Annotated in this window: 15 protein-coding genes; 4 read left to right on the top strand and 11 right to left on the bottom strand. The window is 71.6% G+C overall.

What is annotated here, in order from left to right:
• Positions 1-98: 98 nt before the first annotated feature.
• Positions 99-785 carry a TetR/AcrR family transcriptional regulator gene (locus OP18_RS09320; RefSeq protein ID WP_033358616.1) on the top strand — a complete coding sequence of 229 codons (687 nt, stop codon included), beginning with the start codon at positions 99-101 and terminating at the stop codon, positions 783-785.
• Positions 786-789: 4 nt separating this feature from the next.
• Here OP18_RS09320 and OP18_RS09315 read toward each other — a convergent pair whose 3' ends face one another.
• The 8 genes from OP18_RS09315 to phoH2 all read right to left on the bottom strand — a co-directional run bounded on the left by OP18_RS09315 (position 790) and on the right by phoH2 (position 9,940).
• A complete protein-coding gene (locus tag OP18_RS09315; protein ID WP_033358375.1) occupies positions 790-2,280 on the bottom strand; it encodes a sensor histidine kinase in 1,491 nt (496 codons plus the stop codon).
• Positions 2,277-2,705 carry a response regulator gene (locus tag OP18_RS09310; RefSeq protein ID WP_245635312.1) on the bottom strand — a complete coding sequence of 143 codons (429 nt, stop codon included), beginning with the start codon at positions 2,703-2,705 and terminating at the stop codon, positions 2,277-2,279. Before OP18_RS09310 ends, OP18_RS09315 begins: the two co-directional genes overlap by 4 nt.
• Entirely contained in the window at positions 2,702-5,245 is a 2,544-nt protein-coding gene (locus OP18_RS52190) for an ATP-binding protein (RefSeq protein ID WP_052386438.1), read from the bottom strand. Before OP18_RS52190 ends, OP18_RS09310 begins: the two co-directional genes overlap by 4 nt.
• 45 nt (positions 5,246-5,290) lie before the next feature.
• The gene (locus tag OP18_RS09300; RefSeq protein WP_033358374.1) at positions 5,291-6,268 is read right to left on the bottom strand and encodes an NAD(P)/FAD-dependent oxidoreductase; all 978 of its coding nucleotides are present in this window, start codon (positions 6,266-6,268) and stop codon (positions 5,291-5,293) included.
• Positions 6,269-6,277: 9 nt separating this feature from the next.
• Entirely contained in the window at positions 6,278-6,931 is a 654-nt protein-coding gene (locus OP18_RS09295; RefSeq protein ID WP_052386437.1) for a rhomboid family intramembrane serine protease, read from the bottom strand.
• A 72-nt stretch (positions 6,932-7,003) separates the two neighbouring features.
• Complete coding sequence (locus tag OP18_RS09290) at positions 7,004-7,699, bottom strand: aggregation-promoting factor C-terminal-like domain-containing protein (protein WP_052386436.1); 696 nt, start codon at positions 7,697-7,699, stop codon at positions 7,004-7,006.
• Between the two features lie 3 nt (positions 7,700-7,702).
• Entirely contained in the window at positions 7,703-8,383 is a 681-nt protein-coding gene (locus OP18_RS09285) for an aggregation-promoting factor C-terminal-like domain-containing protein (RefSeq protein ID WP_033358373.1), read from the bottom strand.
• Between the two features lie 228 nt (positions 8,384-8,611).
• Positions 8,612-9,940 carry an RNA 5'-3' helicase PhoH2 gene (phoH2, locus tag OP18_RS09280; protein WP_389251083.1) on the bottom strand — a complete coding sequence of 443 codons (1,329 nt, stop codon included), beginning with the start codon at positions 9,938-9,940 and terminating at the stop codon, positions 8,612-8,614.
• Positions 9,941-10,295: 355 nt separating this feature from the next.
• Between phoH2 and otsB the strand changes: the two genes are divergently transcribed.
• Positions 10,296-11,099 (top strand): trehalose-phosphatase, encoded by an 804-nt coding sequence (gene otsB / locus OP18_RS09275; protein WP_052386435.1) that lies wholly within the window; start codon positions 10,296-10,298, stop codon positions 11,097-11,099.
• A gap of 210 nt (positions 11,100-11,309) precedes the next feature.
• Here the strand turns inward: otsB and OP18_RS09270 are convergent, their stop codons facing one another.
• Positions 11,310-12,080: an isoprenyl transferase gene (locus OP18_RS09270; protein ID WP_033358371.1), complete on the bottom strand. Its 771-nt coding sequence runs from the start codon at positions 12,078-12,080 to the stop codon at positions 11,310-11,312.
• A 118-nt stretch (positions 12,081-12,198) separates the two neighbouring features.
• Positions 12,199-14,025, bottom strand: coding sequence for a phosphoenolpyruvate carboxykinase (GTP) (locus tag OP18_RS09265; RefSeq protein WP_033358610.1), 1,827 nt, complete (start codon positions 14,023-14,025; stop codon positions 12,199-12,201).
• Between the two features lie 287 nt (positions 14,026-14,312).
• Here OP18_RS09265 and OP18_RS09260 point away from each other — a divergent pair, with 287 nt between their 5' ends.
• The gene (locus OP18_RS09260) at positions 14,313-14,807 is read left to right on the top strand and encodes a GtrA family protein (protein WP_033358370.1); all 495 of its coding nucleotides are present in this window, start codon (positions 14,313-14,315) and stop codon (positions 14,805-14,807) included.
• Positions 14,808-14,929: 122 nt separating this feature from the next.
• Positions 14,930-15,547 (top strand): GtrA family protein, encoded by a 618-nt coding sequence (locus tag OP18_RS09255; RefSeq protein WP_052386434.1) that lies wholly within the window; start codon positions 14,930-14,932, stop codon positions 15,545-15,547.
• 65 nt (positions 15,548-15,612) lie between these two features.
• Here OP18_RS09255 and OP18_RS09250 read toward each other — a convergent pair whose 3' ends face one another.
• On the bottom strand, positions 15,613-16,161 hold the full coding sequence (locus tag OP18_RS09250; RefSeq protein ID WP_033358369.1) for a PH domain-containing protein: 549 nt from the start codon (positions 16,159-16,161) through the stop codon (positions 15,613-15,615).
• Positions 16,162-16,205 lie beyond the last annotated feature (44 nt).

The following is a 16,205-nucleotide window of genomic DNA, read 5'->3' as shown; positions in this document are numbered from 1 at the left end:
GGCGAGAATGTCGAGAGCACTGCTCTCTCAGTAGAGCACGGGTCGCTCCAACAAACAAGAGCAGTGCTCTCGGACGAGAGCATGCGAACATGTACGGCATGAAGGCGACCAACATCCGGGCGCGCGTCCGCGCGGAGATGACCGAAGAGATCAAGCGCATCGCCCGCCGGCACCTGGCCACCGACGGGGCCAACCTGTCGCTGCGGGCGGTGGCCCGCGACCTCGGCGTCGTCTCCTCGGCGATCTACCGGTACTTCGCCAGCCGCGACGAGCTGCTCACCGCGCTGATCCTGGACGCGTACAACGCCCTGGGCCAGGCGGTCGAGGACCGGGAGCGCGCCGTCGACCGCGACGACCTCACCGGGCGCTGGATGGCGGTCTGCGACGCCGTACGGAGCTGGGCGCTGGAGTCGCCGCACGAGTACGCGCTCATCTACGGCAGCCCGGTCCCCGGCTACCAGGCGCCGCAGGACACCGTCGCCGCGGCCACCAGGGCGGTCGCCGTGCTCGGCACGATCATCCAGGACGCGGCGGTGCTGCGGCGGGTCCGGCACGACCCGTCGGAGGCGCCGCCGGCCGAGGTCGCGCAGGACGTGCGCCGGGCCGGGTCGGCGATCGCGCCGGACGTGCCCGACGCCGTGACCGCCCGCGCGCTGTCGGCCTGGGTGACGCTCTTCGGGCTGGTGAGCTTCGAGCTGTTCGGGCAGCTCAACAACGTCGTACGGCACCGCGACGAGTTCTTCGCCTACCAGATGCTGGCCCAGGCGAGGTTCGTCGGGATCTGACGGGTCAGGGGGTCGGCACGCCGAAGCCGACGGTCGTCCCGCCGCCCTCGATCGACTCCAGGGCGATCCAGCCGCCGTGCGCCTCGACGATCGCCTTGCTGATCGCCAGGCCGAGCCCGCTGCCCTTGATCGCCCGCTGCTGGGCGTCGGCGGTGCGGAAGAAGCGGGTGAAGAGCATGCTCTGCTCGTGCTCCGGGATGCCGACCCCGGTGTCGCGGATCCACACGACGACCTCACCGTCGCGTTCCCGGCCGGTGACCGTGATCGAGCCGCCCGGGTCGGAGAACTTGACCGCGTTGGTCAGCAGGTTGAGCACGACCCGCTCGAGCTGCTCGCCGTCGCCCTGCACGACCGGGATGTGCTCGTCGATGTCCAGGGTGACGCTGAGCCCGGCGGACTCCACCGACGGCCGGATCGCCTCGCACGCGGCGTCGACGATGTGCCGGACCAGCACCGGGCCGATGGACAGCGTCAGTGTGCCGGACTCGATCCGGGAGAACGTGAGCAGGTCCTCGATCAGGTCGAGCAGCCGGCGGCCGTTGCGGTCGATGATGCCGACGATCTTGCGTTCGGTGGCGCCGAGGGAGCTGGCGTGCGCGTCGGCGAGGATCTCGGTGTAGCCGCGGATGCTGGTCAGCGGCGTGCGCAGCTCGTGGGAGACGGTCGCGACGAACTCGCTCTTGAGCCGGTCGAGCTCCTGCAGGTCGCTGTTGGTGCGGGCGAGCCTCGCCGCCTGCCGCTGCAGCGCCTCCTCGGCGCGGCGGCGGTCGGTGACGTCGGCGATCTGGTGCACGACGTGGTGCGCGCCGTGCCGGGCGCCGCCGATGAGCGACGCCGAGTACTGCCCCCACAGCGGGCCGCCGTCGGCACGGCACAGCCGCAGCTCCTTGCTGACCTTCTCCGCCTCGCCGGCGACCAGCCGCTTCATCTTGTCCGCGACGATCGCCCGGTCCTCCTCGACGACCATGTCGAGCAGCAGCTGCGCGGGCTGCAGCCCGGTCATGCGGGCCAGCTCCTGGTTGACCTGCAGCACGCGGCCGTCGAGGTCGGTGACGGCCATGCCGACCGGGGCGTGGTCGAACGCGGCCCGGAACGTCTCCTCGGCGCGGCGCTGGTCGGCGGCGAGCCGCTGCTGCGACAGGGCGTGCTGCACGGCGTTGCCGAGCCGGCTGAGCCGGTCCTTGAGCAGGTAGTCCACCGCGCCGTGGCGCAGCGCGTCGACGCACGACTCCTCGCTCATCGCGCCGCTGACCACGATCGCCGGGATGTCGTACCCGCCGGTGCGCAGCATGTGCAGCGCCTCCAGGGCGTTGAACTGCGGCAGCGAGTAGTCGGCGAGGATCACCTCGGGCCGCCCCGCCGGGTCGTCGAGCGCGGCCTGGAACTCCTCGCCGGACTCGACCCGCCGCCACTCGGGCGCGAAGCCGGCCCGCCGCAGCTCGAACACGAGCATCTCGGCGTCGTCCGGGTTGTCCTCCAGCAGCAGGATCCTCATGAGTGCGCGTCGGTCAGGTTCAGGCCCAGCCAGTACAGGCCGATGCTGTTGACGGCGGACATGAACTGCTCCATGTCGACGGGTTTGACGATGTAGCTGTTGGCCCCGAGGTCGTAGCAGGCGTGCAGGTCACGGTCCTGCGCCGACGAGGTGAGCATCACCACGGGGATGTGCCGGGTGCGCGGGTCGGCCTTGATCCGGCGCAGCACGTCGATGCCGTCGACCAGCGGGAGCTTGATGTCCAGCAGCACGACCTGCGGCGGGGCAGGCGCGGCGGGGCCGAACAGGTGGTCGAGCGCCTCGGCCCCGTCGCGGGCGACGTCGACGTTGCGGGCGAACCCGCCCCGCTCGAACGCCAGCCGGGCGAGCTCCAGGTCGTCGGGGTTGTCCTCGACGAGCAGCACCCTGTGCGACAGCGGTTTCACCCGCCCACCTCCAACAGCGTCTGGACCGTGTGCTCGAAGGCAGGGAGGGTGAAGAAGAAGGTGGCGCCCTCGCCGGGCGCCGCGTCGGCCCAGATCTGGCCGCCGTGCCGCTGCACGATGCGGTGCGTGAGGGCCAGCCCGATGCCGGTGCCCTCGTAGTCCTCGGCCCGGTGCAGCCGCTGGAACACCTTGAACAGCTTGTCGGCGTAGCGCATGTCGAAGCCGGCGCCGTTGTCCCTGACGTAGTAGGTGGACTCGCCGCCCGTGGTCACCATGTGCCCGACCTCCACCCGGGCCGGGGACACGTCGCGGGTGTACTTCACCGCGTTGCCGACCAGGTTGGCCACGACGTGCCGGATCAGCCGCGGGTCGCCCTGCGCGTCGGGCAGGTCCCCGACGGTCAGGACGATGTCGCGGGTGCCCCGCTCGACGCCGAGCTCGTCCCACACGTCGGCGACCAGCTGGTCGACGTGCACCCGTTGGCTGGCCATCTCCTGCCGCTGCAACCTGGAGAAGGCGAGCAGCCCGTCGATCAGGTCGCCCATGTGCTGGGCGCCCGCGCGGATGCGGCCGATGTACCGCCGCGCCTGCTCGTCCAGCGCGTCGCCGTAGTCGAGGGCGAGCATCTTGGCGAAGCCGTCCACGGCCCGCAGGGGCGCCCGCAGGTCGTGCGAGACGCTGTACGAGAAGGACTCCAGCTCGGCGTTGGCCTCGCGCAGGTCGGCGGTGCGCTCCGCGACGCGCAGCTCCAGCTCGGCGTTGAGCTGCTCCACGGCCAGCTCGGCCGCCTTGCGGGCGCTGACGTCCTGGCTGACCTTGACGAAACCGCGGACCGAGCCGTCCGGGTCGCGCACCGCGGTGAGCAGGCCCTGCGCCCAGAAGCGGCTGCCGTCGCGGCGCACCCGCGGCCCGTCGATCGTGACCCGGCCCTGCTCGGCCGCCTCGGCGAGCAGGCGCTGCGGCAGGCCGGCGGCGGCGTCCTGCGCGGTGAAGAACATCGCGTACGAGTGGCCGATGACCTCCTCGGCGGGGTACCCCTTGAGCTGTTCCGCGTTCGCCGACCAGCTGACCACCGAGCCCTGCCGGTCGAGCATGTAGATGGCGTAGTCGCGGGCACCGTCCAGCAGCACCTGCAGCAGCTCCTCCGAGGCGCGGACCTTCTCGGCGGCGTCGTGCAGCCCGGTGACGTCGCGCAGGACGGCGACCGAGCCGTCCGAGCCGTCCGAGCCGTCCAGGCCGTCCCGCCGGGCCAGGGGGCGCAGCCGCACGTCGAGCCGGCGACCGCCGACCACCAGCTCGACCTGGGTCTCCTGGTGCCGCTGGATCAGGTCGGCGAACGGGAACGGGGTCGCGCCGTCGGCCTCGTACACCTCCAGCAGCCGCGGCCACCGCCCCGGCGGGTGCCGGTCGATCCCGGGGCCGAGCAGCTCGCGGGCGGCAGGGCTGACCCACACGGCGGCACCGTCGCGGTCGAGGACGACCACACCGTCGCCGATCGTGTTCATCACCGCGGACAGCAGCGCCGCCTGCTGCCGCAGGTCGGCGGTGGCCTGGACGACCCGGTCCTCGGCCCGGCGCCGCGACGTCGCCAGGGTGTGGACGAGCAGGGCGGTGACGAGCGTGAGCGCCAGGCCGCCGAAGAACAGGCCCTCGTCGAGGTGGCCGTCGGCGCCGATCAGGGCCGAGCCGTCGGTGCCGGCCGCCAGCTGCCACTGCTGGTCGGCGACCTGCACCAGGACGGTGCGGTGCAGGTCGCCCGCGCCGGCGCCCGGCCGTTCGAGGCGCGCCATGGGGCGCCACGCGGCGCCCTCGACCGCGGACAGCGTCACGTCCGGCAGCTCCCGCGACGGCTGCAGCATCGTGTCGGTGAAGAAGTCCTGCATCCGCACCGCCATCTCCACGAAGCCGCGCAGCTCGCCGGTGTCCCGGGCGAGGACCCGCTGCAGGAGCACCACCGACCGCTGCCGCCGCTGCGGCGGCAGGCCGGCGTCGCGCAGCAGCACGTACGGGTCGGAGACGGCGGGCAGGCCGACGCGCTGGGCGCGCTCCAGCGCCACCGTCGCGGCCGGCGCCGAGGTCAGGTCCTGCCCGACGCCGCCGCCGGACGCGTCGTCGGTGAGCGGGCGCTGCAGCACGGTGAAGTAGTGCCGGGTGGCGCCGGCGGCGGGGCGCAGGGTCAGCCCGGCCGCGCCCCGGGCCCGCCAGCCGGCCTGCGCGTCCGCGACCCCGGACGCCGGCACCGCGACCACGAAGTCGATCGAGGTCGCGCCGGGCAGCCACAGCCGGTCGAGCGGGGCGGTGGTCGTGGCGAACGACCCGGCGTCGATCTCCGGCAGTGCCTCCAGCCCGCCGGCGGTCAGCTGCACCGCGTCCACGTACCGCTGGGCGGTGGACGCCACCGACTCCTGCGCCGCGGCGACCCGCCGGTCGAGGGCCTGCCCGGCGTTGTCCACCTCGACGCGGCGCATCAGCAGCCCCGCCCCGCCGGAGCTCAGCAGGCCGAGGAGCACCACCCCGAACACCTGGAGACGGACGCCCACCACGCATCTCAGATCGGCGGAGCGCCCAGGTTATTGAGGAGTTGCTCAACCGTTGTCGGACGAATGCCCGGGGAAGAGATGGGCGGCCGGGTCGATGATCACGGCGGCGTTGTTGACGGCGGTCGCGGCCTCGCCGAACCCGACCGCGATCAGCCGGACCTTGCCCGGGTACTCGCTGATGTCGCCCGCGGCGAACACCCGGGGCAGGTTCGTCGCGGTGGTCGAGTCGACCTTGATGTGGCGCCGGTCCAGCTCCAGCCCCCAGTCCGCGAGGGGGCCGAGGTCGGCGGTGAAGCCGAGCGCGGCCACGACCGAGTCCGCGGGCAGCGTGCGCGGGCCGGCGCCGCGGACCGTGACCTCGACGCCGGTGCAGCGCCCGCCGCCGTCGCCGGCGAGGATGCGGGTGACCTCGGCGTTGACGATGATCTCGATCGGCAGCGCCTGCACGCGGGCGACGGTGGAGGCGTGCGCGCGGAACTTCTCCCGCCGGTGCACGAGGGTGACCGACCTGGCGACGGGCTGCAGGGCGAGGGCCCAGTCGAAGGCGGAGTCGCCGCCGCCGACGATGACGACGTCGTGCCCGGCGAGGTCGGCCAGGTGGGGCACGAAGAAGACCAGGCCGGTGCCGGTGAACCCCTCGGCGGCGGGCAGCGGGCGGGCGGTGAAGCTGCCCAGGCCGCCGGTGATGAGCACGGCGCCGCAGCGCAGCACGGTGCCGTCGGAGAGGGTGAGCACGGGCCGGTCGCCGTCGTAGGCGAGCTGGTCGGCGCGCACGCCCAGCAGGTACTGCGGGTGGAACTGGGCGGCCTGCTCGACCAGGTTGGCGACCAGGTCCCGGCCGCGGATGCCCGGGAAGCCCGCCACGTCGAAGATCATTTTCTCCGGGTACATGGCGGTGACCTGCCCACCGGGCTCCGGCAGGGCGTCGATCACCGCGGTGCTGAGCCCCCGGAAGCCGGCATAGTACGCACCGAAGAGGCCGGCCGGTCCCGCGCCGACGATGGCCAGATCGACTTCCCGCATACGCGAACGCTATGCGGCATCGGTGCCGATGGCCAGAGGGTCGTCGGAGCGCCGGGGGCGCCGCCGGCGGAACAGCACGGCCGCGACGAGCCCGCCGATGAACCCGCACAGGTGCCCCTGCCAGGAGACCCCCTCCTCGCCGGGGAGCACGCCGAAGAGCTGCCAGCCGTACAGCAGCCCGATGAGCACCCCGACGGCGATGTGCCACCAGCTGTGCTCCACGACGCCCCGCATCAGGATCACCCCGAGATAACCGAAGATCACCCCGCTGGCACCCACCACCACGGTGGCCGGGTCGCCGATGAACCACACCCCGACCCCGGCGACGAGCGCGATGAAGGCCGTGGTGAGCAGGAAGCGTCTGGTGCCGGCGGCGAGCACGAACGTGCCGAGCAGGATCAGCGGGATGCTGTTGGCCAGCACGTGCGCGAAGCCGGCGTGCAGGAACGGCGAGAACACGATGCCGTCGAGCCCGTCGACGTGGTGCGGCCGGATGCCGCCGTCCTGGTCGAGCCGCTCACCGGTCAGCCGGTCGACGAACTCGATCGCGAACAGCACCGGCACGAACGCGCACATGGCCACGAAGGCCCTGCCCACGGAGGCGTAGAAGGCCTCCGTGCCGAAGCGCGCGGGGTCGGACGGGCGGGTCGCGTCGAGAGTCACGCCACTGTGGTAACAGGTCCGCGGCGAACCCGCCACCCGTCCTCGACGCGGTGGCGGGTTTGCCGGGAAATGTCAGTACCAGCCGGTGGACTGGCTGTGCGACCAGGCGGCGCACGGCGTCTTGTACCGGCCCTTGATGTAACCGAGGCCCCACTTGATCTGGGTCTCGGGGTTCCACGACCAGTCGCTGGCGACCGAGGCCATCTTCGACCCGGGCAGCGCCTGGGCGATGCCGTAGGCGCCGCTGCTCCTGTTCCGCGCGGTCGTGGTCCAGTGGCTCTCCTTGTCCCAGAGCTTCTCCAGGCAGGGGCCCATCTGGTCGATGCCGAAGCCGGCGACGTGCAGCAGGCCGCAGCCGCGCCACTTGTTGTCGTTCTTGCCCTTGTAGATGTCGCACGCGGCGGGGATCGGGTAGGTCGGCGGGCCCAGGGTGCGCGTGACCGAGCGGCTCGTCTCCTCCTCTTCCTTCTTCTTGCGCGCGGCGTCCTCGGCGGCCTTGGCCTGTGCGGCGGCGGCCGCGGCGGCGTCCTGCGCCTTGCTCTGCGCGGACGCCTGCTCCGACGCCGGGGCACTGGCGCTCGGGGAGGCCGGCGCGCCGTCGGTGGCCCGCGGGAGCGCGGCGTCGGCGGCGGCGTTGACCGGGTCGACCTTCTTGCCGCTGTCCCAGGTGGCGACGACCACGCCGGCGGCGAGGGCGGCGACCAGCGCGAGGACGGCGAGCACGCGGATCTTGCCGACCCGCTGCCACAGCAGCGTCACGACGTCCATGGCCTAGTACCACCCCGTGCTCTGGCTGTGCCCCCACGCGCCGCACGGCGTCTTGTACCGGGGCTTGATGTAACCGTTCAGGCCCCACTTGATCTGGGTCCTGGCGTCGGTCTCCCAGTTGGCGCCGTAGGAGGCCATCTTGCTGCCGGGCAACGCCTGGGGGATGCCGTGGGCCCCGCTGCTCTTGTTGTGGGCGTTCGGGTTCCACCCGCTCTCCCTGGTCCACAGCTTGTCCAGGCAGGGCATCTGGTCGAGGCCGAAGCCCGCGGCGAGCAGCTCCGTGCAGCCGATGTTGCGGTTGCCGCTGTACACCGCGCAGGAGGCGGGCGCCGGGTAGGCCGGCGGACCCGCGGAACGGGTGTTGGAGCGGCTCGCCTCTTCTTCCTTCTTCTTGCGCGCGGCGTCCTCGGCGGCCTTGGCCTGCGCGGCGGCGGCCGCGGCGGCGTCCTGCGCCTTGCTCTGCGCGGACGCCTGGTCGGACGAGACCGGCGCGGCGGACGAGCTGGCGCCCGCCCGCGGGAGGGAGGCGGCGTCGGCGGCCTTCACCGGCTCTGCCGTCGCGTTGTGCTGGGTCTGTCGGTTGGCAATGAGCAGACCACCGGCGAGTCCCGCTACCAGCACGAGAACCGCGACGGCCCGGACCTTGCCGACCCGCTGCCACAGCCGGATCACGAAGGTATCCATTCGTCGGGGACATGATTGGGCGCACGGCCCGGACGGGCGCTCCGCCGCACTGAGCGGGCACCCGTCCGGTGCGGTGACGCACCGTGAGCGCCTGATGCCAAGATGCCCGGAAGCCGGTTGGCGTCATGCGCTCGTTCCCCACCATCGCCTAGTGCATTCGCGGGTGAGAACCCAAACGGTACCTTCTGTGATCCTAATCACGTGACAATTGGGACTCTTTCCCTCAAGTCACCGCTCGAACGTGAGGTCCTCAAGGAGGTCGGTGACCACCTCGGCGATCGGCGAGCGCTCCGACCGGGTCAGGGTCACGTGCGCGAAGATCGGGTGCCCCTTCAGCGCCTCGATCACCGCGGCGATGCCGTCGTGCCGGCCGACCCGCAGGTTGTCACGCTGAGCGACGTCGTGGGTCAGCACGACCCGCGAGTTGCTGCCGATGCGGGACAGGACGGTGAGCAGCACACCGCGCTCCAGCGACTGGGCCTCGTCGACGATCACGAACGCGTCGTGCAGGCTGCGGCCGCGGATGTGGGTCAGCGGCAGGACCTCGAGCATGCCCCGGGCCGCCACCTCCTCCATCACGTTGTCGTGCACCAGCGAGCCGAGGGTGTCGAACACCGCCTGCGCCCAGGGCGACATCTTCTCCGCCGCGTCGCCGGGCAGGTAGCCCAGCTCCTGGCCGCCGACCGCGTACAGGGGACGGAAGACGATGACCTTCTTGTGCTTGCGCCGCTCCATGACCTGTTCCAGGCCCGCGCACAGGGCCAGCGCGGACTTGCCGGTGCCGGCCCGGCCGCCCAGCGACACGATGCCGATCGACTCGTCGAGCAGCAGGTCCAGCGCGATGCGCTGCTCGGCGGAGCGGCCGCGCACGCCGAACGCCTCCCGGTCGCCGCGCACCAGCCGCACCGACTTGTCCGCGCAGACCCGGCCCAGCGCGGAGCCGTTCTGCGAGGTCAGCACGAGCCCCGTGTGCACCGGCAGGTCACCGGCGCCGTCCAGGTCGATCGCCTCGCCCGCGTACAGGCGCTTCACCTCGTCCTCGGCGATGCCCAGCTCGACCATGCCCGTGTAGCTCTGGTCGCTCGCCGGGCCGGGCTGGTACTCGTCGGCGGCCAGGCCGACCGAGGCGGCCTTGACCCGCAGCGGCATGTCCTTGGTGACCAGCAGGACGTCCTTGCCCTCGGCGGCCAGCGCGAGGGCCACGGCGAGGATACGGGCGTCGTCGGTGTCGGCCCGGAAGCCGGCCGGCAGCACGTTCTGGTTCGCGTGGTTGAGCTCCACCCAGAGGGTGCCGCCCGCGTCGGTCAGCGGCAGCGGCTGGTCGAGCCGGCCGTGCTTGGCCCGCAGGTCGTCCAGGAACCGCAGCGAACGCCGCGCGAAGTAGCCGAGCTCGGGATGGTGCCGCTTGCCCTCCAATTCGGAGATGACGACCAGGGGCAGGACCACGTCGTGCTCCCCGAAGCGCAGGAACGCGCCGGGGTCGGCCAGCAGCACCGACGTGTCCAGCACGAACGTGCGACGCGCGGGGGCCGCCTCCCGCTTGCGGGTCCGGCGCACCGGCGCGGCGGCCTGCTCCTGCGGGTCCTCCGGTTGGACGGCCTTGGCCGCGCGTTTGCGGGGAGCGGGGGTGGGCTCAGAGGGACTGCGGCGAACGGTCACGGGATCTCCGGGGACGGGCACCTCGCCGCCCGCACTCGCGTCCTCCGACGCCCGCACGGGGTCGGGTGCTTGGCCCCGTGGCTTCACAGTGATCGCTCGGTCCGGGCCTCGGATGGCCGGGAAAGCCCCAAGCCACAGCACAGACGCTAACCGGTGCACGCTAAATCCACTAGATCGAGTCGTCGATTGCCCCGCTTGTGAGGTACGCCCCTGCCATCCACACGGAATGCGAAATGTTCAGTACGCTGAGAATATGGCGGCCCCAGACACAGCACGCTCCCGCGCGGCCATCCTCCAGCTGACCGCTGAGCGCGCCGGGCACTGCGCCTTCTTCTTCGACTTCGACGGCACCCTCGCCCCGATCCAGGAGGACCCCGACACGGTCCACCCGGCGGCCGGCATCGTCGAGGTCCTCGCGGAGGTGAACCGCCGGCTCGGCAAGGTGGTCATCGTGTCCGCCCGCCCCGCCGACTTCCTGCGCCAGCGCTTCGCGGCCCTGCCCGACGTGGCGGTCTTCGGCCTGTACGGCCTGGAGGTCCAGCGCCCCGGCGGCCTGGTCGAGACCGACCCGAGCGCCGCGCCCTTCGTCCAGGTCATGAGCGATCTGGCCGACCGGGCGCGGGCCGAGCTTCCGGCCGGCACCAGGGTGGAGTACAAGCGACTCTCCGTCGCCGTGCACTACCGCAACGCGCCGCACCTGGCCGCCGAGGTCGAGCAGTGGGGCAAGCAGCGCGCCAGCGACCTGGGTCTGCGCGTGCAGGCGGGCCGGATGGTCGTCGAGCTGAAGCCCCCGGGCCAGCGCGACAAGGGCAGCGTCCTGCGCGAGGAGACCGAGGGCCACAGCTGCGCCTGGTACTTCGGCGACGACGTGGCCGACCTGCGGGCGTTCGATGCCCTGACGGCGCGCGAGGAGGCCGATCCGGACTTCGTGGGGGTCCGGGTGGCGGTGGCGAACGCGGAGAGCGGCCACGCCCTGATCGAGGCCGCCGACATCCACGTCGACGCCCCGGAGGACGTGCCCGCCCTGCTGCGCGCCCTGCTCGACCAGGCCCCCTGACCGCCGTCGCCCTTCCACCGGCGCGCTCTGGCCTCGACCGGCCCTGCCAGCGCCTCGATCACACCCTGTGCAGCTCAAACAGCGATCGCGGCGAGACCTGCGGCAGGCCGCGCCCACCGGGCGCAGGCAGTGCGAGCGCAGCGAGCATGGGGGTGCGGGGTGGGAACCCCCCGGAGGCGGCGGCGCCGGCCGCCGCAGCGGAAGTACCGCTCAAGCCCCGTAGCGGCGTTGGCGGTTGGCGTACGAGCGGAGGGCGCGCAGGAAGTCCACCCGGCGGAAGCTCGGCCAGTGCACGTCGCAGAAGTAGAACTCGGAGTGGGCGCTCTGCCAGAGCAGGAAGCCCGACAGCCGCTGCTCGCCGCTGGTGCGGATGACCAGGTCGGGGTCGGGCAGGCCGCGGGTGTAGAGGTGGTCGGAGATGTGGTCGACGTCGAGGATCTCGGCGAGCTCCTCGATGGAGGTGCCGGCCTTGGCGTGCTCGTGCAGCAGCGAGCGGACCGCGTCGGCGATCTCGCGCCGGCCGCCGTAGCCGACGGCGAGGCTGACCTGGGCGCCGCCGGTGCGGTTGACGGTGCGCTCCTCGGCCGCCTTCAGGGCCTGGGCGCTGGCGGTGGGCAGCAGGTCCAGGGCGCCGACCATGCGCAGCTGCCAGGGGTTGCCCTCGGCGGCCAGCTCGGCGGCGAGGTTCTCGATGATCTGCAGCAGCGGGTCGAGCTCGGCGGAGGGGCGGGAGAGGTTGTCGGTGGACAGCAGCCACAGCGTGACGTGCGCGACCGTGGCGCCGTCGCACCAGCGCAGGAGCTCCTTGATCCGCTCGGCGCCGACGCGGTGGCCGTCGTTGGGGTCGACGTAGCCCATCTCGCGCGCCCACCGCCGGTTGCCGTCGACGATGACCCCGACGTGTCGCGGCTGAGGTTTGCCGTGCAGCCGTCGGGCGAGACGCTTCTCGTACAACGAATACACCACGTCACGCAGGCCCACGGTCGAGAAGAGTAGCGACCTACCGGGCAAAGCGACACCGTCAGCCGTGCACCGGACAGTGCTGAACGGCGGGTGAGTGGGCGGCCGATCTGCCGACTGACCGGCCGCCGACCAGCCACTATGCGGCGTCGAGGCGGGCCTTCAACGCGTCGAGCTCGGCCCAGAGCACGCCGGGCAGTTTGTCGCCGAACCGCTCGAACCATTCGACCACCTGGGGGATCTCCTCCCGCCATTCGGCCGCGTCGACCCGCAGCGCGAGCTCCAGGTCCTCGGCCGGAAGGTCCAGGCCGGAGACGTCCAGCGCGCCGGGCGCCGGCACGCGGCCGATGGGGGTCTCGACCGCGGCGGCGGTGCCTTCGATGCGCTCGACGACCCACTTCAGCACGCGGGCGTTCTCACCGAAGCCGGGCCACAGGAAGCGGCCGTCGTCGCCGCGGCGGAACCAGTTGACGTAGAAGATCCGGGGCAGCTGGGCGGCGCCGGAGGAGGCGCCCTTGCCCATGGCGATCCAGTGCGCGAAGTAGTCCCCGGCGTGGTAGCCGATGAAGGGCAGCATGGCCATCGGGTCGCGGCGGACCACGCCGACCTTCCCGGCGGCCGCGGCGGTGGTCTCGCTGGACAGGGTCGCGCCGAGGTACACCCCGTGCACCCAGTCGCGGGCCTCCGTGACCAGCGGGATCGTGGTCTTGCGGCGGCCGCCGAAGAGGATGGCGTCGATCGGCACGCCGCGCGGGTCGGCGTACTCGTCGGCGAGGATCGGGCACTGCTCGATCGGGGTGCAGAAGCGCGAGTTCGGGTGCGACGACGGCTCGCCGGACTCCGGCGTCCAGTCGCGGCCCTTCCAGTCGACGAGGTGCGCGGGCGGCTCGCCCATGCCCTCCCACCAGATGTCGCCGTCGTCGGTCATGGCGACGTTGGTGAAGATCGAGTTGCCCTTGGCGAGGGTCCGCATCGCGTTGGGGTTGGTCTTCCAGTCGGTGCCGGGCGCGACGCCGAACAGGCCGAACTCGGGGTTGACCGCGTACAGGCGGCCGTCCTCGCCGAAGCGCATCCAGGCGATGTCGTCGCCGAGCGTCTCGACCTTCCAGCCGGGGATGGTGGGCTCCAGCATGGCGAGGTTGGTCTTGCCGCAGGCGCTGGGGAACGCGGCCGCGACGTACTTCACCTGCCCGCTCGGCCCGGTCAGCTTCAGGATCAGCATGTGCTCGGCGAGCCAGCCCTCGTCGCGGCCCATGACGCTGGCGATGCGCAGCGAGAAGCACTTCTTGCCGAGCAGGGAGTTGCCGCCGTAGCCGGACCCGTAGCTCCAGATCTCGCGGCTGTCCGGGAAGTGGGAGATGTACTTGACGTCGCTGCACGGCCACGCGACGTCCTCCTGCCCGGGGGCCAGGGGCGCGCCGACGGAGTGCAGGCAGGGCACGAACGGCGCGTCGGCGCCCATCCGGTCCAGCACGTCGGCGCCCATCCGGGTCATGATCCGCATGGAGGCCACCACGTACGGCGAGTCGGTCAGCTCGACGCCGAACATCGGCTGCTCGGCGGTGAGCGGGCCCATGCAGAACGGCACCACGTACATGGTGCGGCCACGCATCGAGCCGTCGTACAGCTCGGTCATCACCCGCTTCATCTCGGCGGGGGCCATCCAGTTGTTCGTCGGGCCGGCGTCGGCCTCGTCGGCGGAGCAGATGAACGTGCGCTCCTCGACCCGGGCCACGTCCGACGGGTCGGTGCGGGCCCAGAACGAGTTGGGCTTCTGCCGCAGCCGCACCAGCACCTGTTTGTCGACCAGCTCGTCGGTGATGCGGCGCCACTCCCCCTCGGAGCCGTCGCACCAGACGACGCGGTCGGGTCTGGTGAGCTCGGCGACCTCGCGAACCCACGCAAGGAGCCTGCGGTGGGCGGTGGGCGCCTGGTCGAGACCGGGGACGGTGACCGGTGCGGACATGGTGGGGATCTCCTTGTGGTCGGCGTTGACCTGGTTTTGCGAATGGCGAAGCACGGCCGCGATGCTGCGAGCGGCCGTGGAAACGTTCAGCGATTTCCCTCAGCGTAAACCGGCCGCCGGGACCGGGCAGTGTGAGAGCTTGTGAAACGCTGCACAAGGGCCGAAGAATCTCGCACCCGTTCGCAGAATCGCGCGTGAACTTTTCGTCAACCGCGCACCAACGCGCAAAGCGTGCGGTCTGTGGCCGGAGTGCCCGCTGAGGTCACCGGTGCCGTACCCTCTGCGACGTGACAGAACTGCAGTCGGTGGCGACCCAGTCAGGCCCGGGCGGCCTGCGCGGACTGTTCGCACGCTTCGAGCACCTGGTCCGCGAGCTGGGCAAGTTCGGCACGGTCGGGATCGTCGCCTTCGTGGTCGACGTGGCCGTGTTCAACGTGCTGCTGTTCAGCGGCACGCCGACGCTGGTCGCCAAGACGATCTCCACCGTGGTCGCCGCGACGGTCGCCTTCATCGGCAACCGGTTCTGGACCTGGCGCGACCGGGAGCGGACCAACCTGCGCCGCGAGTACACCCTGTACTTCCTGTTCAACCTCGTCGGGCTGGTCATCGGCCTGGCCTGCCTGTGGGCGAGCCACTACGGGCTGGGCTCGGTGTGGCCGTTCTTCCAGGGCAAGCTGGCCGACAACATCGCGGCCAACGTGGTCGGCATGGCGTTCGGAACGCTGTTCCGCTTCTGGTCGTACCGCAACATCGTCTTCCGCAAGAGCGCCGAACCGGCCTGACCCGCCCGAAACTTGTCGGCAGGTAACGACCTGGTTGCACAGTGGTCAAGATGCGGGTGAGCTGCCCCGCAGTGTGCGGCGTCCACGGGGCGACGGTCGGCGACCTACCGTAAGGTTGCACGGTGCGCCTAGCCAGCAACCTCCGCGACCGGTTCGTCCCCGAGCGGCACCGCTCGCTCGCCACCGAACTGTTCAAGTTCCTGGCGGTCGGCGGCATCAACACCGTCATCGACTTCGCGGTGCTCAACCTGCTGCTGTCGATCGGCCCGCTCAAGGCGAAGATCGTCGCGGCGGTGGTCGCGACGACCGCGTCCTACTTCCTCAACCGGCAGTGGACTTACCAGGCCAGCGACCGCCGCAGCATGCGGCGGGAATACACGCTGTTCTTCGCGCTCAACGGCATCGGCCTGCTGATCCAGAGCTCGGTGCTGGCCGTGGCCAAGTACGGGCTGGGCTTCAGCGAGACCAACAGCGACGACCGGCTGGCCTTCAACATCGCCAGCGCGCTCGGCATCGGCATCGCCATGGTGTTCCGCTTCTGGGCGTACCGGACGTTCGTGTTCACCCCGCCGGTCGGGTCCGACGACCCGCAGGCGATCGCGGACGCCGAGCTGGAGGCCGAGGTGGAGGCCCTGGAGGTCGCGCTCACCGACATCGCGGTCGCGCCCGGCCCGCGTCACCCGCACGACGACGCCGAGCTGACCCTCGACGAGCTGGAGTCCCCCGCCGGCCACCGCTGAGCCGGCCACCGCTGAGCCGGCGCCAGAAAGGCCGGCTCAGCGAAGGCGCCCCTCGGTGCGGGCGCTCAGGACACCGGATCGTTCTTGATCTCGTCGACGAGGGCCTGACGGTCGTCGTCGCCGAAGGTGTGCTTCTGCCGGTCGGCGTCGACCAGCTCGTACAGCATGCTCTGGGTCTTCTCCACGTGCGGGATGTCGGTCAGCTGGACCTGGCCACGCTCACCGGCCGACTCGATGGTGAGCGTGCCGCAGCCGAGCATCCGCTCGAACAGCGAGTGGGAGAACGACACGTCGTTGACCCGGCCCAGCGGGATGTCCCGGCCGCTGCGGGAGAACACGCCGCTGCGCATGATCACCCGCTCGTTGGTGAAGACGTAGTGGGTGGTCTTCCACTTGATCCACGGCCACACGGTGACCACGAGCACGATCACCAGGCCGATCCCGGCCGCGATGAGCACGCCGACCGTGCCGACGCCCGCCAGCAGGGCGAAGGTCACGATCGCGGCGGCGGTGAGGACGAACCAGAGCACCGGCAGGAACAGTGCCTTCCAGTGGGGGTGCAGGTGCAGCACCACCTGCTCGTCCTTGGTCAGGACGCTTTCCGGGAACCCCACGCCAACCTCCTCGTTCATGAATGTCGAGGTGAGGCTAGACCCTT

The organism is Dactylosporangium aurantiacum, assembly GCF_000716715.1.
Classification (GTDB): domain Bacteria; phylum Actinomycetota; class Actinomycetes; order Mycobacteriales; family Micromonosporaceae; genus Dactylosporangium; species Dactylosporangium aurantiacum.
The sequence above is the reverse complement of the archived record's forward strand: the minus strand, read 5'-3'. Positions and strand labels throughout refer to the sequence as shown.

What these genes read in the sequence shown, in the direction of transcription:
- OP18_RS09320 (WP_033358616.1), top strand. Translation starts at nt 99, where the DNA reads ATGAAGGCGACCAACATCCGGGCGCGCGTCCGCGCGGAGATGACCGAA.
- OP18_RS09315 (WP_033358375.1), bottom strand. Translation starts at nt 2,280, where the DNA reads ATGAGGATCCTGCTGCTGGAGGACAACCCGGACGACGCCGAGATGCTC.
- OP18_RS09300 (WP_033358374.1), bottom strand. Translation starts at nt 6,268, where the DNA reads ATGCGGGAAGTCGATCTGGCCATCGTCGGCGCGGGACCGGCCGGCCTC.
- OP18_RS09290 (WP_052386436.1), bottom strand. Translation starts at nt 7,699, where the DNA reads ATGGACGTCGTGACGCTGCTGTGGCAGCGGGTCGGCAAGATCCGCGTG.
- OP18_RS09285 (WP_033358373.1), bottom strand. Translation starts at nt 8,383, where the DNA reads ATGGATACCTTCGTGATCCGGCTGTGGCAGCGGGTCGGCAAGGTCCGG.
- otsB (WP_052386435.1), top strand. Translation starts at nt 10,296, where the DNA reads ATGGCGGCCCCAGACACAGCACGCTCCCGCGCGGCCATCCTCCAGCTG.
- OP18_RS09265 (WP_033358610.1), bottom strand. Translation starts at nt 14,025, where the DNA reads ATGTCCGCACCGGTCACCGTCCCCGGTCTCGACCAGGCGCCCACCGCC.